General features: G+C 34.9%; 13 protein-coding genes and 1 pseudogene. 6 read left to right on the top strand and 8 right to left on the bottom strand.

Annotated elements, in window-relative coordinates; genetic code table 11:
• Nucleotides 1–259 precede the first annotated feature (259 nt).
• Nucleotides 260–8,233: a T9SS type B sorting domain-containing protein gene (locus ES675_RS12300; protein WP_066254057.1), complete on the bottom strand. Its 7,974-nt coding sequence runs from the start codon at nt 8,231–8,233 to the stop codon at nt 260–262.
• Between the two features lie 202 nt (nt 8,234–8,435).
• Between ES675_RS12300 and folE the strand changes: the two genes are divergently transcribed.
• From folE to ES675_RS12270, 6 genes are all read left to right on the top strand, one after another.
• The gene (gene folE, locus ES675_RS12295) at nt 8,436–9,113 is read left to right on the top strand and encodes a GTP cyclohydrolase I FolE (protein ID WP_066254054.1); all 678 of its coding nucleotides are present in this window, start codon (nt 8,436–8,438) and stop codon (nt 9,111–9,113) included.
• A 139-nt stretch (nt 9,114–9,252) separates the two neighbouring features.
• Nucleotides 9,253–9,615 (top strand): four helix bundle protein, encoded by a 363-nt coding sequence (locus ES675_RS12290; RefSeq protein WP_082985966.1) that lies wholly within the window; start codon nt 9,253–9,255, stop codon nt 9,613–9,615.
• A gap of 66 nt (nt 9,616–9,681) precedes the next feature.
• Entirely contained in the window at nt 9,682–11,160 is a 1,479-nt protein-coding gene (cysS, locus tag ES675_RS12285; protein WP_066254049.1) for a cysteine--tRNA ligase, read from the top strand.
• A gap of 196 nt (nt 11,161–11,356) precedes the next feature.
• Nucleotides 11,357–11,599, top strand: coding sequence for a membrane protein insertion efficiency factor YidD (gene yidD / locus ES675_RS12280; RefSeq protein ID WP_082985965.1), 243 nt, complete (start codon nt 11,357–11,359; stop codon nt 11,597–11,599).
• 230 nt (nt 11,600–11,829) lie between these two features.
• Nucleotides 11,830–12,756 carry a prolipoprotein diacylglyceryl transferase gene (gene lgt, locus ES675_RS12275; protein WP_066254042.1) on the top strand — a complete coding sequence of 309 codons (927 nt, stop codon included), beginning with the start codon at nt 11,830–11,832 and terminating at the stop codon, nt 12,754–12,756.
• A gap of 5 nt (nt 12,757–12,761) precedes the next feature.
• Nucleotides 12,762–13,259, top strand: coding sequence for a DUF192 domain-containing protein (locus ES675_RS12270; protein ID WP_066254040.1), 498 nt, complete (start codon nt 12,762–12,764; stop codon nt 13,257–13,259).
• A gap of 382 nt (nt 13,260–13,641) precedes the next feature.
• Here ES675_RS12270 and secDF read toward each other — a convergent pair whose 3' ends face one another.
• The 7 genes and pseudogenes from secDF to tnpA form a co-directional block, all read right to left on the bottom strand.
• Nucleotides 13,642–16,605, bottom strand: a complete 2,964-nt coding sequence (secDF, locus tag ES675_RS12265) for a protein translocase subunit SecDF (protein ID WP_066254038.1) — start codon at nt 16,603–16,605, stop codon at nt 13,642–13,644.
• Between the two features lie 159 nt (nt 16,606–16,764).
• Nucleotides 16,765–17,427: a hypothetical protein gene (locus ES675_RS12260; protein ID WP_066254032.1), complete on the bottom strand. Its 663-nt coding sequence runs from the start codon at nt 17,425–17,427 to the stop codon at nt 16,765–16,767.
• Between the two features lie 76 nt (nt 17,428–17,503).
• Nucleotides 17,504–18,430: a malate dehydrogenase gene (mdh, locus tag ES675_RS12255; protein WP_066254029.1), complete on the bottom strand. Its 927-nt coding sequence runs from the start codon at nt 18,428–18,430 to the stop codon at nt 17,504–17,506.
• Between the two features lie 85 nt (nt 18,431–18,515).
• On the bottom strand, nt 18,516–19,526 hold the full coding sequence (locus ES675_RS12250) for a DUF6588 family protein (protein ID WP_066254026.1): 1,011 nt from the start codon (nt 19,524–19,526) through the stop codon (nt 18,516–18,518).
• A 98-nt stretch (nt 19,527–19,624) separates the two neighbouring features.
• Complete coding sequence (gene gyrB, locus ES675_RS12245; RefSeq protein WP_066254022.1) at nt 19,625–21,574, bottom strand: DNA topoisomerase (ATP-hydrolyzing) subunit B; 1,950 nt, start codon at nt 21,572–21,574, stop codon at nt 19,625–19,627.
• 439 nt (nt 21,575–22,013) lie between these two features.
• Nucleotides 22,014–22,670 (bottom strand): annotated as a pseudogene (locus ES675_RS16630) (DUF6090 family protein).
• A 125-nt stretch (nt 22,671–22,795) separates the two neighbouring features.
• Complete coding sequence (tnpA, locus tag ES675_RS12230; RefSeq protein WP_066254015.1) at nt 22,796–23,257, bottom strand: IS200/IS605 family transposase; 462 nt, start codon at nt 23,255–23,257, stop codon at nt 22,796–22,798.
• Between the last annotated feature and the right edge of the window lie 108 nt (nt 23,258–23,365).

Below are 23,365 nucleotides of genomic sequence, written 5' to 3'. Positions count from 1 at the left end.
AAAGCTAGCGCAATTACTAAAGCTATATCTTTTCAATCTAACATCACTCCTTCTTCGCAAAGCTACTACCCTATTATGACAGATGAAATAAAATACCTATAGACTAGAAGGTTTTTAGTTAAGAGAATTCACCTCAACATAAATGATAATATATATAAAACATTCGTCATTACCTATCAATGATATATAACGAAAAAAAGCTAAACAATTATATTTCTATAAAAGTTTAGCCTTTTTAATGGTTGGTTAATTAGTTGTTTTAACGCTTTAAGGTAAAGTGAGCTTTAAACTGCTTCATAGCTTCATCAGACGGTTCTTTATAATCTATGCTAAACCAATAGTCACTTGATGGTAATGGTTGCCCATTATAATTTCCATCCCAACCTGGTCCATTTGGACTTAATTGTTTTACTAATTTACCGTATCTATCAAAAATATAAATTTTTACATTCTCTAATGACGTTATACCTGAAATTTGCCAAGTATCATTATCACCATCATTATTAGGTGTAAAGAAAAGCGGGTAATCTAATACCAATACGGTATCACTTGCTTCTCCACAACCATTAATATCTCTGGCTCTAATAGTATGTTCGCCTATTGATACATTTGTAAAGGTATATGTATTGTTATTTGGCTCATTACTAACCCAAGGACCATTATCAATACTAAATTCAAATAATGCAGAACCATCACCTGAAGCCGTAGCAACAATAACATGGTTGTCAGCAAAAGCTTGTGTTGTTACGTCCGCCACTAAAATTGGAGGAGAACTAACAATAACTTCTGTTGTTAGCATACTTGGACACAGGTTATTTACATCTGTAACTAATACCGTATAAGTTCCTCCCATGGTTGGCACATAACTAGAACCTGTTCCTATAATAGTGGTTGGATCACCAGCTTCTGTCCACTCAAATGTGTACTGACTAGCATCTAGATTTGTATCTAAACTTGGACTATTTACAACTTCGCTTCCATTTGTATTAATACATAAAGTATAAGAATCTTCTAGCGTGAAGGCTGGAATAGGATCTACCGTTAACGTCATGGTCGTGGTATCATAACAGATATCATCAACCGTTGTGTCATTATCCACACGTACATAAATAACTTGTGGATTCACGGTATTTTCAAAAGACGCATTTGTATCAATTGCGTTTGTTGCTAAATCTGCATCTGTTTGAGATGTATAATAAGAAACCGTAAAGTTCGCTGGGTTTTGACCATCTAACACAAATGGATTTTGCGATACTAAATCAAAACCAACATAATCGTTTGTTGGATCGTTATCAAACTCCATATTATCATCACATAGCGCAAAGTCTATTGGATTATTATCTGGATTTGCCACAGCTGCTTCTTGAACAATAATAAAGAAGCTTACAGTCGCAATATCACAACCTGTTGTTGTATTGGCTATATTAACAAATATCTCTTGCGGATTAATCGTGTTTGGAAATGCTGATGGATTGGCTATTCCTCCTGTTCCTGCTTGCGCAGCTACTAACGTTGTATAATACGTTACGTTGAAACCCGTAGCGCTTTGACCATCTAAAATTTCTAATTCTCTTTGTGTTAAATCGAATATAAATATATCATCAAACGGATCATCACAAGCTATAATATCTTCAACTGAAGCTGGTGTATCAGGTAGTGGGTTTACAATAATATCGAAGGTTACAATGGTATAACAACCTGTTCCCAAATCAGCAGGATCTGCTGGATCACCTGTTTTTGTAACACGCACATAAATAGTTTGTGTAGGACTTTCATTAGGGTACATGGTTGGATCTGGAATTGGATTGTTACCAGATTCTGCATCTGCAATTGTTGTATGATACGTTACTGTTTCATTAAAAGCATTCATCATAGCTGCTTGATTCAGAGTAAGATCAAACATCTCTTCTAAATCACCTGGATTATTGTCATCACATAATTCTAAATCTGGCAACACATCATTTGGTGTTGGTAATGTATTTACAACCAACGTTAATGTTGTAACTGCATAACAGCTATCACCACTAGCGGTTTCCGTAACCGTTACAAAAATCGTTTGCGGGTTATGTGGTAAACCATTTACTGATGTATTGGTATAATCCGTATAATCAGGAATTGGTGTACCTGCCGTAATATCAGCCATGGTTTCGTAGTAATCCACAGTTAATGTAGCATCGCTACCTGTAATGACATCATTTTGACTTGTTAAATCGAAACTTGCAAAACCATCATTACTTATATCATCATCACAGATTTCAAATAATCCATCTTCTGAAGCAATTGTTGGTGGTAAATTAACCACTAAATTAAATTGACCCGTCGTTATACAACCATTTGCGCCTTCTAATCTCACATATATTGTTCTATTAGCAGTAACATAATTTGATAACTGCGGTTGAACTATTGGATTAATTCCAGGAGTAGCTTGGGCATTTACCAAAGATTCATGATACGTTAATACATAATCAACTGGATTTTGCGCTCCGTAGATTATGGCATCCATGGTTGTTAAATCGAAAGCGGTGATACCATTATAATCATCGTCACATTCTGAATAATCATCAATAGTTAACGGAACAACTGGTGTTGGCTGAACGATTAATGTTAATTCAACAATTGTAAAACAACCTGTTGTTGGATTTTCTGCTCTTACATAAACAAGATCGATATCTTCATCGTTATTTTCATAGAAATCAGGTAATTCATTCACACCATCAAATGCATTCTCATACGTTCCATGATATGTAATGTTATTTCCTTCACCATTATCTATCTGCATCGTTGCCGATTGTAAATCGAAAACAGCATAGCCATTATTATCAGCATCGCATTCCTCTAGAGGTGTTATGCTTGCTGTAGGTGTTGGTGTTGGCACATTAGAAACCTCAAGTGTTAATGTTGACGTATTTGTACATCCTGTTGTTCCATTTGTTACTAAAACAAATAATGTTTGTGGATTATGTGGTAAGCCGTTAACAATTGTATTTGTATATGCTGTAAAATCAGGAATAGGATTCGCTGGAATATCAGCGGCTGTTTCATAATAGCTTACAGACCAATTTGTATTTCCACCTGTAATTAAAGCATCTTGAACGGTTAAATCAAATTCAGCATAGCCATCATTATCAACGGTATCATCACAGATTGTTAAAAATAGCGCTGCTACTGTTGTTTCAGGAACAGGAAGTGGATTTACAATTAAATCCAAAGTTGTTGCTGTATAACATCCTGTCAAATTATTTTCTACACGAACACCAACCGTATGTAGGTCAGGAATTGTATTAGTGTAAGCTGCTGGTGTCCCAATATAACTAGGAGCTGTTATCCCTAAATCGGCATCAGCAGGATCCGCATAATACGTAACTGTATAATTAGCTGGATTTAATGTAAATAGAATTTCTGTATTCCTTACTGTTAAATCAAATTCTGTTAAACCATCAGCAACGGCGTCATCACAAAGCTCGATTGGATCTGGATTTTCTTCAATTACTGGCGTTTCATCCACAATTAACAACAATTGTACAATAGTTGGACAATCCGTTGTTGCTCCCGCATAATCCACACGGATATAAATAATTTGACCTAATAAATTAGATAAAGTATTCCCTAATGGTAATACATCATCAATCGCATTTTGTTGCGTTAAGTGAAAAGTTACTTCTAAAGCAGGATCTGTTGTTACTTGTGCTGCAATACCTGACAAATCGAATGTTCCTAAACCATCATTATCTGGATCACAGTAATGCAAGTCTGCTGGTGTATTAGCTGCTGGTGCACTTACTACATTAAGTGTTAATGTTGTTACATCAAAACAACCTGTTGTAGCATCTTGGACACGAACATGTACAATTTCACCATCCGTTCCAATATAGGCTGTTGCCGATGGTGTAACTTGAGGTGTTCCTGCAATAGCATCTGCAGCGGAATTATAATACGTTACAATATAATTCGGGTTATTCCCAGTAATTTCGTTATTCGTAACGGTTAAATCAATTTCGGTCATACCATCTGGCACATTATCATCACAAGCAAAAAGTGGCGCTGGTGCAATAATAGTTGGCAGTGGATTGATTGTCACAACAAAATCATTTTCAGCAGAACAATTTGGTGTGGTTCCTGTTTCAGCATAGACATAAATCGTTTGTGTGGTTGTAATATTTTGTCCTGCCAATAAAACAGTTCCAGTTCCACCTGCTCCGGTATAATAGGCTCCATTGGTTAATGCTGGTAAGGTATAGGTAACACATTCCGCAACATCGGCAGGATCATCAACTAAAGGCGTTGGATTAATGGTTACATCAAAATTATTTTCTGCAAAACAATTTGGTGTTGTTCCTGTTTCTGCATATACATAAATGGTTTGACTGGTAGTAACGGATTGACCAGCGGTTAATACCGTTCCAGTTCCTAAAGGACCTGAATAATAGCTTCCTATTGTTAGAGCTGGTAACGTATAAGAATCACAAATGGTAACATCAGCTGGATTATCAACGTTTGGTGTATTATTAATAGTCACTTCAAAATCATTTTCAGCAAAACAATTTGGTGTTGTACCTGTTTCAGCATACACATAAATTGTTTGTGTACTTGTAATTACTTCTCCAGCAGTATAAGCTGTTCCTGTTCCTCCTGTTCCTGTAAAATACGAACCATTCGTTAGAGCTGGAAGTGTATAACTATCACAAGCAATGACATCTAATGGATCATCAACTATAGGTGTTGCATTAATAGTGACATCAAAACTATTTTCCGCAAAACAATTTGGTGTTGTTCCTGTTTCTGCATATACATAAACAGTTTGCGAAGCATTGATGGCAGTTCCTGCTGCAATAATTCCACCAGTTCCTCCAGTACCATTATAATATTGTCCACCTGTTAAAGCTGGTAATACATACGTATCACAAGCAGTAACATCAGCTGGATCATCAACTATTGGAGTATCATTAATAGTAACAATAAAACTATTTTCATCAGTACAATTTGGTGTTGTAGCCGTTTCACCATATACAAAAATCGTTTGTGTGGTTGAAATAGTATCGCCTGCATTATAAGTTGTTCCTGTTCCATTTGATCCTGTGAAATAATTTCCGCTCGTTAAAGCTGGTAAAACATAGGTGTCACATGCCGTTACATCGGCTGGATTGTCAACCGTTGGCGTTATATTTACAACGACAGTTACGGTATTGGTTGCGGTATCATTTGGTGGTGTTAATCCATCATCGGTTAAAGTCACCTCATAAATTGTCGTTGCTGTTGGAGGTGGTGATAACAGCAGTGTAGGATTCGTTCCCAAAACTGTTGGATCACCTTGCACATTCCAACTATAGCTATAGGTTCCTATGGCTACTGCTGGAGTAGGTGCTGCTGTTAGCGTCACATCTGCTCCTGCATCATTACAAATTACAGGTAAATCAGCAGTTGCTGTTACTGAAAGTGTACAAATATCAATAGTTACAATAAAACTGTTATCGGTAAAACAATTTGGTGTTGTTCCTGTTTCGGCATACACATAAACGGTTTGTGTGGTGGTAAGAATTTGTCCAGCATTTAAAACCGTTCCAGTTCCGCCTGCTCCTGTATAATACGTTCCATTCCCTAAAGCTGGTAATGCATATTCATTACAAACGGTTACATCTGCTGGTGCATCTGCAGGTGGTGTATTATTAATCGTTACAAGAAAGTTATTTTCTGCAAAACAATTAGGTGTTGTTCCTGTTTCCGCATATACATAAATAGTTTGCGATGCATTAATAGCTGTTCCAGCCGCAATTAAACCGCCCGAACCAGCTGTTCCGTTGTAATATTGCCCACCAGTTAAAGCTGGCAACACATAGGTATCGCAAACAGTCACATCGGCAGGATCATCAACCACTGGTGTATCATTTATGGTTACTATAAAACTATTTTCATCAGAACAATTAGGCGTGGTGCCTGTTTCTCCATATACATATATTGTTTGTGTCGATGATACTGTGTCTCCTGCATTATACGCAGTTCCTCCTCCGTTTGTTGCCGTGAAATAATTACCACTTGTTAAAGCAGGTAAAATATAGGAATCGCATGCTACGACGTCAACTGGAGCATTAACCGTTGGTGTTGTATTTACCGTTACGGTTACCGTATTGGTTACTGTGTCATTGGGTGGCGCTAATCCATCATCGATTAGAGTGATTTCATAAGTTGTTGTAGCAGCAGGTGGTGGCGATAAAACCAACGTTGGATTCGTTCCTAAAACCGTTGCGTTTCCTTGAACATTCCAACTGTAACTATATGTTCCTATGGCTACTGCAGGCGAAGGTGTTGCTGTTAACGTCACATCTACTCCGGCATCATTACAAATGGATGGCATATCAGCCGTTGCCGTTACAGATAGCGTACAACTATCTATAGTGACCGTAAACACATGTTCATCAAAACAATTTGGTGTTGTTCCTGTTTCGGCATAGACATAAATATCTTGCGTGGTTGTAATAACATCCGTTGCATTTAATACTGTTCCTGTTCCTGCTGGACCTCCTGTAGCAGTATAATAAGTACCAACTGTTAATGCTGGTAAGGTATAATCGTTACATGCTGTTACATCTGCTGGGGTATCTACAGTTGGTGTTGTATTTACGGTAACGGTTGCTGATAAAGCCACTGCACCACCACAAACAGAATTCAAGTTATTTGCCGATAACAAGTTTATAGTTTGAGTGGTTGTAATTCCCGTAAGCGTAATAACTTCAATTCCCGTTGCGTCTAGCATAACGGATTGTGTTGCGCCTCCATTAATATTGTATTCTACCACATCATTTTCTGACCCAGTAATAGTAAATACGGCATCACCGGCATCACATACATCTGCACTTGCGGTAACCGTAACGGCTGGTGTAGGCGCTACCACTACGGTAATTGGACGAAAAGCAACATATTCTGTACCAGAAATAGCATCTGTATAGGTTACTTGTGCTATATAGGTGGTAGTTTGACTTGGCGATACTGCTAAATTTGTTGGATCTGTACCAATAACAGTACCTGCTTCATCTAACCATTCAAAAGTTGTTATTGTAGATCCACCACTAGGAACAAACTGATAGGCTTCTGGGTTTAAAAAACTAACCGTAAAAACATTATTAGCCCTGTTTGGAGGAAAAATACCCTGTGTCATAGCTGGGTTTTGTATTCCTATTGCTGCCAGACCGTTATTCCATGGACATATATCCTTTTGAGAAATATAGGTTTCTATAATATTAGTGGATTCATAAAACAATATCATTTGATATGTCTTTGAGCTAGAGCAGCTAAAATGGGCAACATTACGAGAACTAAATACAAATACTCGAAACGGTGCTTCTCCTTTTACTTGATAATTAATATCATAATCTGTGCCCTGCGTACCAGATGTACCTGGGTTTGTATCGTGCATGGCTCCAAAAATATTCGCGCCATTATAAGGAGCGGAAGTATTTGGAATATTAACTGGTGAACCTGTCATATTCCATGGATGCGGAGTTCCAGCCTTCCCTAAATTAAAACTAACCGCGCCATTTGTAGACAGTACACATTGCGTATAATTTTGACCATAAAACTCAAAATCGAATACAAAATCTAAAACACCACTCCAATTATCATCTGATGTTAATGGTATACCAGCACTGGCTTCTGCATAAGAAAATGGTGGGTTTGGATCTATAGGGTTTACAACGTAGGAAGATGTCTCACCTACCTCGTTATAATCTGCAGATAAAATAATTTCAGGAATAGTTCCTGTATTTAAATCGATACAAAACGCATCTGTAATACAAACATTCGCTGCACAGTTAATGGTTCCGCTACTTACAGAAATATCAATTTCAGAAGATCCGGACCCAGAACTTAAACTAGCTGGAAAAACCCGAATTTCAATTTCAGCGGTATCACAATTTGTTGGATTCGCATTTTCACAAATCTGGTAGGTAATATAATAAATTCCTTGTGGCGTGTTTGGTGCAATTTGAACGAATTGTTGAGCCCCATCAAACGTCGTGAAACCCGAAGGATCTGGTGTGATTTCCGTAAAAGTAAAGTTATTACGAGTTCCAAAATTCAGGGCTACACCATTAAAGTAATCGTTTAAAAACATACGATCACCTGTAGCAGTAGCTAGAGTTGGATTATCAGAACGGCCCGTTACGACATCATCAATAGCAATAAGTTGCGCATAAGCTGTACCAATAAACAGAAAACAAACTAAAGTAATTATCTTTTTCATGAGATTTTAACTAAATCCTTGATCATAGAGGGGAGATCTATAATATTAGGATTATTATACATATAAATTTTGAGGTGTAAATTAAGAAAAATTTAAGGAAACCTTCCCAATTTTTACATGAAATTAATTGTTTGTTAATTCAGTTATCAAAAAAATGGAATTCCTTATCTTTGCAGATTAAAAACCTATTTATTTCGAAATAATGAAAATTAATGATAATACAGCTGATTTTGATGCCATTGGAGATGACCATGTAGGAACATCGGCTGACACACCATTACGAAGCGATGCTTTTGTTTTAAATTCAGAAGAAAAAATAAAAATAATTAAAGAAGATGTGCGCCATATTTTGGAAACACTCGGTCTTGATTTAACAGACGACAGCCTACAAGGAACTCCAAACCGTGTAGCTAAAATGTTTGTGAATGAAATTTTTGGCGGTTTAAATCCGGATAAAAAACCAAGCGCGTCAACCTTTGATAATAAATATAAGTATGGTGAAATGCTTGTTGAAAAAAACATTACGGTGTATTCAACGTGCGAACATCATTTGTTACCAATAGTGGGTAAAGCCCATGTAGCATATATTTCTAACGGAACCGTTGTTGGGTTGTCTAAAATGAACCGGATTGTTGATTATTTTGCGAAACGTCCACAAGTTCAAGAACGTTTAACCATTCAAGTTGTTAAGGAACTTCAAAACGTATTAAATACGGATGATGTTGCTTGCGTTATAGATGCGAAGCATTTATGTGTAAATTCCAGAGGGATTCGCGATACGGAAAGTAGTACTGTTACTGCGGAATTTGGCGGAAAATTTAAAGAAGCAGGAACACGACGTGAGTTTTTAGATTATATTAAATTGGATACTGCCTTTTAATGTTAGTTGTAGAGTTGTTTGTTGTGGAGTTGCCTGTCCAATGATAAAAAAGTTAGTTAAAAAGCCTCTAATTATTATTTATCAACATCAATATTTTTTTTTAATCACTAAGCGCTAAACAACAAAATACATAAAAAACATGCATATATATTCTTTTGAAAAATTAGATGTTTGGAAAGAAGCGATCCAATTAGCGGTTAAAACTTATAAAATAACAGATTTATATCCTTCCAAAGAAAAATTTGGACTTATCTCTCAAATGAGACGCTGTTCTGTTTCTGTGTCATCGAATATTGCCGAAGGTACAGCCAGATTAACTAATAAAGATAAAGCGCATTTTATGACGATTGCTTATAGTTCTTCGCTTGAATTATTGAACCAAACTATAATTTCAAAAGAATTAGATTTCATATCAGAAGATAATTATAAAAATATTAGATTAGACCTAGAATCAATTACCAATAAAATTAATGCATTAAGAAATCATTTTCTGAATTCTTAAAATAAACTTTTCTAGCCGAAGACAAGTCAACTTAACAACTCTACGACAAACACCAAACAACAAAACATGCAATTATACAACCAACAAAACATAAAAATTTACAACACATTAAGTGGTGAAAAAGAAACGTTTAAATCCATCACCGATGGTTATGTTGGCATGTACGTTTGTGGCCCAACGGTTTATAGTAATGTCCATTTAGGAAATGTACGAACGTTTATGTCTTTCGATATGATTTTTCGATACCTCCAACATTTGGGCTTTAAAGTGCGCTATGTCCGTAATATTACAGATGCTGGTCATTTAGAAAATGATGCCGATGTTGGTGAAGATAAAATCACTAAAAAAGCACGTTTAGAAGCTATTGAACCCATGGAAATTGTTCAACGGTATACGGTTGATTTTCATAATGTATTGAATACGTTTAACTTTTTACCGCCTAGTATAGAGCCAACCGCAACGGGTCATATTATTGAGCAGATAGAACTCATTCAATCTATTATAGATAACGGTTTTGCTTATGTGGTAAACGGTTCGGTTTATTTTGATGTTCATAAATATAATGAGTCTAATGAATACGGTATTTTAAGCAAACGAAAATTAGAAGATTTAATTCATAATACACGTGCGCTTGATGGACAAAGTGACAAAAAGAATCCTCAAGATTTTGCACTTTGGAAAAAAGCAGAACCAGCTCATATTATGCGTTGGCCATCTCCTTGGAGCGATGGTTTCCCAGGGTGGCATTTAGAATGTACTGCCATGAGCACCAAATATCTTGGTGATTATTTTGATATTCATGGTGGCGGAATGGACTTAAAGTTCCCACATCACGAATGTGAAATTGCACAAAATCAAGCTGCTAAAGGTCAAACGCCCGTAAAATATTGGATGCATGCTAATATGCTAGAATTGAATGGTGCAAGAATGAGCAAATCAACGGGTAACTATATCAATCCGGCTGAATTACTTTCTGGCGATAATGATATCATGTCCAAAGCCTACAGCCCAAGTGTTATTCGGTTTTTTATGATGCAAGCGTCTTATAGAAGTGTTTTAGATTTAACCGATGCAGGCCTTGACTCTAGTGAAAAAGGGTTTAAGCGACTCATGGATGCTGTTAATTTATTGGAACTATTAAAAGAATCTACCACATCTACACAGGACATTTCCAAATGGAAACAATTTTGTTATGATGCTATGAATGACGATTTTAATACGCCAATTCTTATTGCTCATTTATTTGAATCGGTCAAGTTTATTAATCAAATTCATGATGGTTCAGCAACGATTACTGCTACGGATTTAGAGATGCTTAAAACAACTATACACGCTTTTATTTTTGATGTTTTAGGTTTAAAAAACTCGAAGAAAGCTGATAACTCGTCTGATAAATTATCAGGTGCTGTGGAATTACTCATTAAATTACGCCAAGAAGCACGTGCGAATAAGGATTTTGCATTATCAGACCAAATTCGTGATGAATTAGCTGAAGCTGGAATTCAATTAAATGATAGTCGTGAAGGAACGACCTTTTCATATTAGAGACCGTGATGCGTTTATTGTTCAGTTGTAGCTCACTGTTATGCGTTTTTTTGTTTTGGAGCTATTTAATTTAGATTTGATAATCTTCTAAATAGATTTAACTCGTTGACAGAATTATCCAGCCATTGCTTTACATGAAATAACTTTTGTCAGTTTTACACAACAAACAACTTAACAACAAACAAACTATCAGCAAATTTTGCTAAAAAAAATACTCACATATCCATTTCTTTTAATAATTAAGATTTATCAAATCTTAATTTCGCCATTGACACCTTCTACGTGTCGGTTTCAACCTACCTGTTCACATTATGCAAAAGAGGCATTGGAGAAACATGGTTTTTTTAAAGGTGGGAAATTGGCGGTTATTAGGATTTTTAGTTGTCATCCATGGGGACGTTCTGGATTTGATCCAGTTCCGGGAAAGGAGGACGTTTGAAATTGAAGTTGAAGTTGAATCCCGATAGCAATTGGGAGAAATTGAAAAGCAAAATGTCATTCAGAACGCCATGATGAATCTCTCCTCATGTTCCAAAATTAGTAAGAAAGTTGCCACAATCATACGTCCTGCTATATGACAAAATCAATTAAAAAATAACATTTCATTATAAGTTGTTGCTTTCGTATCCATTTCCAATTGCATATATTTACGCACACAAACGATGACATATGTTTTTACTACAATTTGATTGGAACCCAATAACGGGATTAGATCTTTTCGGAATTTTCGAATTACACTTTTATAGTGTCATGTGGATTGTTGCCTTCCTATTAGGTTTTCAAATCATGAAGCGTATTTTTCTTAAAGAGAACGTTAATCTAGATTATTTAGACCCTCTTTTTATATATACCGTTTTGGCCACCATGCTTGGTGCCAGATTAGGTCATGTGCTTTTTTACCAATCGGAATTGATTTCAGAAGATTTCTTTAGCATCTTTTTGCCATTTAGTTTTAAAGGTGGTTTTCAATTTACCGGTTTTCAAGGATTAGCTAGTCATGGTGCCGCTATTGGAATTATAATAGGTATGTATTTATATCGAAGAAAATACAAATACAAATCACTGATGTGGATTTTAGATCGCGTGGTGATATCCGTTGCTTCTGGTGCTGTTTTTATCAGAATTGGTAACTTTATTAATTCTGAAATTATAGGAAAAATAACCGATTCACCTTTAGGTGTTCGTTTTGTTCAAGATTATTATAGCAAGCGACAGATTGTAGCTGAAACTGGTATTGAAAACTATAAAGAAGCATATGCGGCCGTGACTAACAATCCGCAGTTTCAACATCTATTAGATGCGGTTCCTGTTCGTCATCCAGCACAATTATATGAATCGTTTTGTTATATATTCGTTTTTCTGATCCTTTGGTTTATTTATCAGAAAACCAATAAAGGACAACAAAGTGGCTACTTATTTGGACTGTTTTTAGTGTTATTATGGACCATTCGCTTCTTTGTAGAGTTTGTAAAAGAACCACAAGGCGATGAGTATATTACGTTCCTGGGATTAAATACAGGGCAAATGTTAAGTGTTCCATTTATATTAATTGGACTCTATTTTATGTTTATGTATAAACCGAAAACCAGTAGCTAGTTTCTATGATACGTTCTTATTTTAAAATTGTTTGTTTATCTGCAACATTATTTATTTTGGCTTTAACCTCTTGTAAAGAAGAACCCAAAAAACCCAAACAAGCTAAAGTCACTTTTAAGAAAGAAGGCACGCTACAGCTTATAAAAACAACCAACGATTCGGTTGTTTCTACATTAGATATTGAAATTGCTGATAACGAATTTGAAACCCAAACCGGATTAATGTATCGGGAATCCATGAAGGCGAATCGTGGTATGTTATTTATTTTCCCTAACGAACAACCACGTTCATTCTACATGAAAAACACCCGTTTTGCTTTAGATCTTATTTATTTAGACACCAATAAAAATGTGGTTAGTTTTCAGGAAAATGCACAACCATTTAATGAAGGCTCTTTGCCATCCAATGCCGCAGCCAAATATGTTTTAGAGGTTAATGCTGGATTGGTTAAAAAATGGAATTTAGAGGTTGGAGATAAGATGACGTTTTCCAAAACTAACTAATATTAATCTTTAATATAAGTTCAAATTACATCTTTTTTTGAGACACTATTTTAGCGCTCTTTATATAGACCTAACCATATTGTAAATTAAAAACAGCTATATTTTTATTCTGTTTTGAGGGTTACTATTTAATGACTTCTATTAGACCTAACAGGTTTTAAAAACCTGTTAGGTCTTTTTATATATATAAAATCTTTGGGTGCTCTCCAAGCTACTTATCCGTGTGACCATGAATTAATAAATTGGTATGTTATATGAAAGAGAGATTATTAACATAATAATTGGTAATTCAGATAGTATATTAAAATAGAAATATGAACCCATAAAAAAAGCCTTTTTGAAGTGAATCAAAAAGGCTTTTTAATATATTTAAATTTATAGATTAAGCAATTTCCGCTTCTTCTACTTTCTCTTTTTCTTTTAATGCATTGGCAGCATCGCCTTTTTTAACAGCATCATACATTAAAGGTGTTGCTATAAATAATGATGAGTAGGTACCTACTATAACACCAACAATTAATGCAAACATAAAGCCTCTAATAGAATCACCACCAAAAATGAAGATGGATAATAATACCACTAATGTTGTTAAAGAGGTATTTAATGTTCTACTTAATGTACTACTTAATGACACATTAATTACTTTATTAAATGGCCAGCTTGTATGTTCATTAAAGAATTCACGAATTCTATCAAATACAACTACCGTATCATTTAACGAGTAACCAATAACCGTAAGGATAGCCGCAATAAATGCTTGATCTATTTCCATACTAAATGGCATGTACTTATACGTTAAAGAGAAAACACCTAATAAAATTAATACATCATGGAATACAGCCGCAACCGCACCCAATGAGAATTGCCATCTTTTAAATCGGATTAAGATATATAAGAATACAACTACTAATGATCCAAAAATTGCCCATATAGATGATTTTTTAATATCATCAGCAATGGTAGGACTCACTTTATAGTATTTCATTAAACCAACTGTTTTACCTTGGTCATCACTAATAAACTCATCGTAAGTAAGACCTGGCATATAAGGTTGTAACTCTGTGAATAATGTATTTCTGATTTCCTCATCAATAGCATTATCTGTTTCGTTTACTTTATACTTAGTCGTTATTTTCAATTGATTTGAATTACCAAACGTTTTCGCTTCGGCACTACCAAAGGCATCTGCTAAAGTTTCTGAAATTTCGTTAGCGCTAACAGGTTCTGCAAAACGCACTTGATAGGTTCTACCTCCAACAAAATCTACACCTTGATCTAGACCATTTGTAAATAAAGATCCTAAACTAACAAGAATAGCAACCGTTGAAATGATATAAGCAACTTTACGTTTCTTTAAGAAATTGATATTGATATTTCTGAAAAGATTTTTAGTAATTGCTGTAGAGAAATCTAAATTTCCGTTTTTGTTAGCATACCAATCCACTAATAATCTTGTAATAAAGATTGCCGTGAATAAAGAGGTTGCAATACCAATTAATAAGGTTGTAGCAAATCCTTTAATAGGACCTGTTCCGAATATGAATAAAATTAAAGCCGTTAAACCTGTTGTAATGTTGGCATCTAAAATAGAAGACAATGCATTACTAAAACCATCATTAATAGATTCTTTCAGGCCTTTACCTTTAGCAATTTCTTCTCGAATACGCTCAAAGATAAGTACGTTTGCATCCACAGACATACCAATCGTTAAAACAATACCAGCAATACCAGGTAATGTTAATACAGCACCTAATCCTGATAATACACCAAAGATTAATAGAATATTAAACATCATGGCAATATCAGCAAATAGACCTGCCTTACCGTAGTAAAGGAACATCCAAACCAATACTAAAGCTAATGCAATAAGGAATGAATTTTGACCACTTTCAATAGCTTCTTGACCTAATGATGGCCCAACAACTTCACCTTGAATAATATCGGCTGAAGCTGGTAATTTACCAGCACGTAAAACGTTTGCTAAATCCGTTGCTTCATTTAATGTAAAGTTACCAGAGATCGATGAGTTACCACCAGAAATTGGACCTGTAGATACACCAGGAGCCGAGTACACAACATTATCTAAAACAATAGCAATATTAGAACCTTGCGTAAATGCTTTACCGGTCATTTCTTCCCAGATTTTAGCACCTTTAGAGTTCATGACCATTGAAACCGTTGGTTTACCCATTGGATCGTACTCTTGACGTGCATCAGTAACAACAGCTCCACTTAATTGTGGTACGTTATCTCTGTTGCCTTCTAAAGCATATAATTCAACAACTTCACTATCCTTTGCAGGCTTTCCAAACGCGAACTTAACAAAACGTTGTTCGCCAGGTAATAATGATCTTACTTGAGGCATGTTTAAATACCCCAATACTTTATCTCTATCCCTAAGGTTTACCATAGCAATGGTAGCTGGGTTTTGAGATTGGAATAATAAATCACGTAATGGATTAATTTCTGTAGCTGTAGAATCTGGATCTGCTCCTAATAAATCTTCAATAGCCGTATCTTCAGAATCTTGAGGCTCTGTTTCAGCAACATCTTCTGTTTTTGGTGCTTCTAATTCTTTAAGAAGGTTATTAGCATCAAATAAGAATTGTCCAAATAAATCACGTTTCGATACTTCCCAAAATTCTAATTGCGCTGTACTTTGTAATAATTTAAGAGCACGTTCCTTGTCTTTAACACCTGGAAGTTCTACTAAAATACGACCTGTATTACCTAAACGTTGAATACTTGGTGATGTTACACCAAACTCATCAATACGTTTACGCAGTACTTCGAAAGCAGAAATGATAGATTCGTCAATTTTACGTTCTATAATAGGTTTTACATCAGAATCTGTCATGTTACCTTCTATTTCGCCATCAAGTGCGCGTGTATAGAAAATATCTGGGGACGCTAATTTAGTATCGCCTTTAATTTTATCAAATTCTAGGAAAAAGTCTTCAACAAATGTATTTTGACTATTCTTTTGTGCTTCATCTGCATTTTCTAATGCTTGATTGAAAACTGGATTTTTACTGTAATTAGCCAATCCTTTTAAAATATCTTTTACAGATATCTGAAGAATAACACTAACACCACCTTTTAAATCCAAACCAAGGTTCATGGCATTTTCTTTAACCTCTGAATAGTTATAGCTAGCTACACCCAAGTTATAAACCTCCTCATTATCAAGAGAATCCAAATATTTGCGCTCTTTTACCTCATCGCCATTTGCATACGCCGTAGCTTGGTTGTCAATACTATTTGCCTTAAAAGTGAAAGACAACTGGTAAATACTTACCAGTCCAAACAAAATTGCAAACAGTTTTACTAATCCTTTATTTTGCATTATGTGTCAAATTATAATTTATTGTTGATATTTTTAAAAACGAGCAAATATATATCTTCTATAATGATTTAACAAAAGGTTTGCATAGTTTCTGTTCGTTTTTAAACAAAAAAAAACAGCTTATTCAGCTGTTTTTTCAATATTATAAATTTAAGAAAATTACATTCCCATTAATTTATCTGTTTTTTTGTACCCTTCAGGAGGTGTCATATCAAATTTATCAGCAGAAACAGTTTCTTTATTAATCTCTGTAACTTCACTTGTAATAGTTAATGCCATTCCCATTTGACTTACATCCATTTTCATATATAATGGAAATCCATCAATTTGAGCACCCATTTGGATCACTTGCGGATTCATAGCTTGAATTTTATCTGTTACATAGATATCCATTGCTACAGTTGCACCTTCTTTTTCAAGTGTCACATTGTATTCTTGGCACACATAACCTAAAATAGTTTTGGTTTCATCACCTTTTACTACTTTCATACCTGCTGTATCCTCTTCACTTGGTGTCATATCTGAAATCGTATAACTTTTTCCAGTCATTTGGTTGTCCATAAACGTTAACATTTCTTTGGTTTCACCATTCATAACAGTTGTGGTGTTTCCAGACATTAAGTTAAACGTTTCAGAACGTGTTTTATCTGACTTAAAATACGTAGTTGTAAGAATATCTCCTACCATAGCCAATTGCGCTTGCATTTGCTCGTTATCACTAGACATGGTTTGTTTAGATTTAACTACACCTTCAGTCATCGCTTCTTGTGCAAAACCTGTCAGGCTCATGGCGAATACTAAAACAAAAATTAGTTTTTTCATTTGAATTATTTTTTAAATTATTTATTGATTAATAGTTGTTTTAGTAATCTAGAACAACGGATTTCATTTTATACAATTATAATGCCAAAAGGCCATTTGTTTTTCTTACACCTTCTGCGCTTTCTTGCATGTGCGCTTTTTCAGCCTCTGACAATTCGATTTCAACAATTTTTTCAATACCGTTGCGACCTAAAATTACTGGTGCTCCAATACAAATATCATTTAAACCATATTCACCTTCTAGTAATACAGAACATGGGAACATTTTTTTCTGATCGCAAGCAATAGCTTGAACTAATCCACTTACGGCAGCTCCTGGTGCATACCAAGCAGATGTTCCTAATAATTTGGTTAAGGTTGCGCCTCCTACTTTCGTATCTTCCAATACTTGGTTTAAACGGTCTTCTGATAAAAATTCAGAAACCAACACAGAGTTACGTGTCGCTAAACGGGTTAATGGCACCATTCCTGTGTCACTATGACCTCCAATTACCATTCCGTCCACATCGCTAATAGGTGCTCCTAAAGCTTCTGCTAAACGGTATTTAAAACGTGCCGAATCTAATGCGCCACCCATTCCAATAATACGGTGTTTTGGTAAACCGGTTGTTTTATGAACTAAATATGCCATCGTATCCATTGGGTTACTTACCACAATGATTATCGTTTCTGGCGAATGCTCTATTAAACTAGCAGAAACCGACTTTACAATACCTGCATTAATTCCGATTAACTCCTCACGTGTCATACCTGGTTTTCTAGGAATACCAGAGGTAATTACACAAATATCACTATTGGCAGTTGCCGAATAATCATTAGTAATACCAGTTATTTTTGTATCGAATCCGTTTAATGATGCTGTTTGCATTAAATCCATAGCTTTACCTTCAGCAAAACCTTCTTTAATATCCAACAGAACAACTTCTGATGCGAAATTTTTAATAGCAATGTATTCTGCACAACTGGCTCCTACTGCTCCAGCTCCTACTACTGTTACTTTCATGTATATATGATTTTTTATTTGTGAAACATTAATTTTTACAAATTTAATATTTTTATACCATATATGTTTGAAGATTTAATAAAATCTAAAAGGACAGCTGTAATCCTAATGTTGCACTATTAAATTCTGCAAACGTATAATCCGCATTTATAACAAAAATACCAAGCTTTAAATTAGCACCTAAAGTAGTGCGTATACCTGTTACTTTTTCTTCTATTGAAAACGGGTCTGTTATGGATTCTGAAAACAAAATTCCATCCGAGACGACATAGGTTCCCAATAAATCGGTTTCAGATTTTCCACTCACATAGCCCAGACCTCCATAAACGTTTAATACTTTGAATTTAGTAGACGCAATAAGTTCGTACAACATGGTATTAACTTGAGTTTGTATTTGTTGATTTTGACCTTCAACGATACCTTCATCTGTAAAATCATAGCTACCATCTAAATGTGTATAAGCTATTAAGCCTGAAATAGCCACGGGAAACAATTCTGCTTTTGGCAACCAAGTTGTAAATTCCTGTTGCAAACCAATGCCATATAACCCCGTCTTCACATCGTCTACTTCTATTTTAGGAAAATAACGCGCTTTTAATTGTGTTCCTTTAAAAGGTGAAAAACCAACCTGAAGAAAAGCGGTAGGTATTATATTAATATCAGATGACCCCAAACCTGTTGGCAAGGTGATTTCTGTTTCTTGATTGCCAAAAATAGGATCATCATAGGTTAAAATAACAACCATATCTGGATCGTTATTCCCTAAAGCAGTTGCCACTATTTTAGATGGACTATTGTCAGGAAACCGTATATTATCATAATCGCTTACCCGCATTTCAAACGATTTTTTATCCGAACCGATAAAAGAGGTATTGGCTACTAATCCGATTTCAAAACCAAATTGCTTCTGGCCTTTTCCATGATTAAACCAACCATTATTTATACCATAAACCAAACCTTCAGTGGCTGGCGCTAAATAATCCTTACTAAACTGCTTGGCGTCATTTACACCAGCAGCTAATAAGTCGTCTATGTTTTGTTGGGCGTATATTCCAGACGAGGCAAGCAACAACAGTAATATAGGTATATGTTTCATAATTATTTTCAATTTTAGGGATCTTATTTACAATATAAACGAAAAAACGCGCTTATTGGTTTATAAGCGCGTTAATTTTTTATGATCTAAAGTTCTATTTATGCATCAATATTTGCATAAATAGCATTCTTTTCAATAAATTCTCTACGTGGTGGCACCTCGTCTCCCATTAGCATGGAGAATACACGATCTGCTTCTACACCATTATCAATTTGTATTTGACGTAAGGTTCTAAATTCAGGATTCATAGTGGTATCCCAGAGTTGCTCTGCATTCATTTCACCTAAACCTTTGTAACGTTGAATTTTAGAATTTTCACCAAAATCACTCAAAATAGCAGCACGCTCCTCATCATTCCAAGCATATTGTTTTTTGGCTCCTTTTTTAATTAAATACAATGGAGGTGTCGCAATATAAATGTGTCCATTTTCAATTAATTCTTTCATATATCTAAAAAAGAATGTTAGAATTAAGGTTTCAATGTGACTACCATCAATATCGGCATCACACATAATAACCACTTTATGGTAGCGCAATTTTGATAAATTTAGCGCTTTACTATCTTCTTCTGTTCCTATAGTTACACCCAAAGCTGTGAAGATATTTTTGATTTCCTCGTTTTCAAAAACCTTATGTGTCATGGCTTTTTCTACATTCAAAATCTTACCACGTAATGGTAAAATAGCTTGAAACATACGGTCTCTACCTTGTTTAGCCGTCCCACCTGCCGAATCTCCCTCAACTAGGTATACTTCGCATTTTGCAGGATCTTGTTCAGAACAATCACTTAATTTCCCAGGTAAACCACCAATACTCATAACGGTTTTACGCTGCACCATTTCACGCGCTTTTTGTGCAGCGTGACGTGCTTGAGCGGCTAGAATAACTTTCTGAACAATGATTTTGGCATCGTCTGGATGTTCTTCTAAATAATCGGTAAGCATTTCTGAAACCGATTGACTTACAGCAGCAGAAACCTCTCTGTTACCAAGTTTGGTTTTAGTTTGGCCTTCAAATTGTGGCTCTTGAACTTTTACAGAAATAATAGCTGTTAATCCTTCACGGAAATCATCACCTGCAATATCAAATTTCAATTTGTCTAACATGCCAGATTCGTCTGCATACTTTTTAAGGGTATGTGTTAATCCACGACGGAAACCTGATAAGTGTGTACCACCTTCATGTGTATTAATATTATTTACATACGAATGTAAATTTTCGGCATACGATGTATTATAAATCATAGCTACCTCAACTGGAACATCGTTCTTTTCACCTTCAAAAAAGATAACATCTTTAATTAATGGATCACGATTACCATCTAAAAACTTGATAAATTCCTTAAGCCCTTCTTTAGAATGGAATGTTTCACCTTCAAATTCACCATCATCTTTTTTATGACGCTTATCAATTAAATGAATCGTGATGCCTTTATTTAAATACGCTAGTTCGCGCATTCTGCTAGCTAACGTGTCATAATTATACTCTAAAGTTTGTGTAAAAATTGTAGGATCGGGTTTAAAGGTAACTATGGTACCTCGTTTATCCGTTTCGCCAACCTTCTTAACAGGATACATGGCTTTACCTTTTTCATATTCTTGCTCCCAGATTTCACCTTTTCTGTAAACAGTTGCTTTTAAATGAATAGACAGTGCATTCACACAACTGACACCAACACCATGCAGACCACCTGATACTTTATAAGAATCTTTATCAAACTTTCCACCTGCACCAATTTTGGTCATAACAACTTCTAGAGCTGAAACGCCTTCTTTTTTGTGCATGTCTACAGGAATACCACGACCATCATCTTCGGTGGTAATCGAGTTATCCTCATTTATGGTAACGCTAATATTATCACAATGTCCGGCTAAAGCCTCATCAATAGAGTTATCCACCACCTCATAAACTAAATGGTGTAAACCACGCGTACCAGTATCTCCAATATACATGGAAGGACGCATGCGCACGTGCTCCATGCCTTCTAATGCCTGAATACTATCTGCTGAATAGTTATCCTTATTAAATTCTTCTCTTTTTTCGCTCATGTTTTAAATAATTTTAAGCCTTTTCTGGCTCCTTTCCAAAGGAAAGAACACTATTATGGCTTACTGTTAAGTTTTATAATTCTTAAAAATGAATTTTATTAGCACAAAAAAAGACGCTTTAAAAGCATCCTTTTGAATACAACCAAAGATACAACATTTTGATGCTTTTTAAAAGCTTTTTATGGATTGAAGTTGAAAATTATCAACATTTGTTAATTACTTAAAAGCGCTTTAAATCGACTAAAAAACACCTTAAAACGAATTTTTGATGTTTTTTCATTCTTCGGAAAAATAGGTTTTCTCTAAATGGCTTTAAAACTAAAATTTACTGTTTTCATTTTGTTTCAAATAGATTAAAAATCACTTGAATTCTACTTATTTGTATTCTTTAAAAGTTAATCATACCTAGTTTTCAAAGGATTCCATTTTTTGAATTTAATCATTGTAATTGTTTTAATACCTGATTGACTTCTACTTCGGTTTCATCTAATAATTTATTATACCAGTGTAACTGGATATAATGAAAGTGGAAGTCATCTAACATATCAGTATAAACATCATTAGTGACTCTATTAAACGAAGATGTTCTTCTGCTATAAATATATTTTTCACCTAAATTACTCCATCTTTCATCAACAATTTTCCCATTATCTATTAGTCTATCGTAATTAGAACCATACAACTTTATAATATTTTGAATGATCTTTTTGTGATTGTACGTATTAATTTCATTTCCAGCTATTGATGATTTAAAAGCTCCCGAAACTGGATAAAAGGTTCGTTGCCCAGCAAAAAGATAAACAGCCATTAAAGAGTCTATTGTCGTTTTGTGGCTGTCATAATCTTCTGAATATTTACTACTTAACAGGTTATAGGCATCAATTTTAGGTTTGGAATAGGATTGAACATAATTTATAAAATCTAGATCTTGTTTTAGATCATCTTTAATACTCTAAAAAAACTCTTGTTCGGCAATGGCATGTTTTCGGTTTTCATTCCAATTGTTAATTGAAAGTGCAATAAGAATACCAATAACAACGAGTACGATTTCACCAATGGCGTGTTTGAAGTATTTACCTATTTTGCCAGTTTTCATGAGGTTGTAGCGTGTTTTTCTAAAGAATTTAATCATTGGTTAATTATTATTTGTCCCGCTAGGGACTTTATATTGGTAGCGAAATGACGGCAAAATAGTTTCTGTGCCTTGAAGTACAGAATATATTACAGTACCGATTTCAATATATACCGCTCATCATAATCCATGTTGAGGTCCTTTAACAATTGTAAATATTCATCTTGAAAGGTTATAGTTTTATGATGTTGTTCCTGGTTTTTAATATAATTTACAACATTTGACACCTCTGATTTTGAATAAGAGAAAGCGCTATATCCAGCTTGCCACGAAAATTTCTCTTTCAAAAATCCTTTATTGTTTATCCACCTTAATGAATCCTGTTTAACCTGTTTCATTAAATCCGATAATGATTGAACAGGTCGCATGCCAAACACAATATGGATATAACCTGACACACCATTGACTTGCAATACCTTATGTCCATTATTCTGAATAATACCTGTCATGTATTTATAAAGTTCATCTTCCCATTCATATTGTATGAGGCTTTGGCGGTTTTTTACGGCAAAGACGGTCTGGATATGTATTTGGGTATATGTGTTTGCCATTTTTGACTGCTTTACATGGCGTACCTAACGGCACGCTGGATGACTTTTCTATTTTTTTCTACCCATATGTAGTCCCTAATGGGACTGAACTGGATTTCACCAATGGTG

It is taken from the genome of Algorimicrobium algoritergicola, from assembly GCF_008086165.1.
In the GTDB taxonomy this organism is placed as follows: Bacteria; Bacteroidota; Bacteroidia; order Flavobacteriales; family Flavobacteriaceae; genus Algorimicrobium; species Algorimicrobium algoritergicola.
The sequence above is the reverse complement of the archived record's forward strand: the minus strand, read 5'-3'. Positions and strand labels throughout refer to the sequence as shown.

What these genes read in the sequence shown, in the direction of transcription:
- gyrB (WP_066254022.1), bottom strand. Translation starts at nt 21,574, where the DNA reads ATGAGCGAAAAAAGAGAAGAATTTAATAAGGATAACTATTCAGCAGAT.
- cysS (WP_066254049.1), top strand. Translation starts at nt 9,682, where the DNA reads ATGCAATTATACAACCAACAAAACATAAAAATTTACAACACATTAAGT.
- lgt (WP_066254042.1), top strand. Translation starts at nt 11,830, where the DNA reads ATGTTTTTACTACAATTTGATTGGAACCCAATAACGGGATTAGATCTT.
- tnpA (WP_066254015.1), bottom strand. Translation starts at nt 23,257, where the DNA reads ATGGCAAACACATATACCCAAATACATATCCAGACCGTCTTTGCCGTA.
- ES675_RS12300 (WP_066254057.1), bottom strand. Translation starts at nt 8,233, where the DNA reads ATGAAAAAGATAATTACTTTAGTTTGTTTTCTGTTTATTGGTACAGCT.
- ES675_RS12260 (WP_066254032.1), bottom strand. Translation starts at nt 17,427, where the DNA reads ATGAAAAAACTAATTTTTGTTTTAGTATTCGCCATGAGCCTGACAGGT.
- ES675_RS12250 (WP_066254026.1), bottom strand. Translation starts at nt 19,526, where the DNA reads ATGAAACATATACCTATATTACTGTTGTTGCTTGCCTCGTCTGGAATA.
- mdh (WP_066254029.1), bottom strand. Translation starts at nt 18,430, where the DNA reads ATGAAAGTAACAGTAGTAGGAGCTGGAGCAGTAGGAGCCAGTTGTGCA.
- folE (WP_066254054.1), top strand. Translation starts at nt 8,436, where the DNA reads ATGAAAATTAATGATAATACAGCTGATTTTGATGCCATTGGAGATGAC.
- secDF (WP_066254038.1), bottom strand. Translation starts at nt 16,605, where the DNA reads ATGCAAAATAAAGGATTAGTAAAACTGTTTGCAATTTTGTTTGGACTG.
- ES675_RS12290 (WP_082985966.1), top strand. Translation starts at nt 9,253, where the DNA reads ATGCATATATATTCTTTTGAAAAATTAGATGTTTGGAAAGAAGCGATC.
- ES675_RS12270 (WP_066254040.1), top strand. Translation starts at nt 12,762, where the DNA reads ATGATACGTTCTTATTTTAAAATTGTTTGTTTATCTGCAACATTATTT.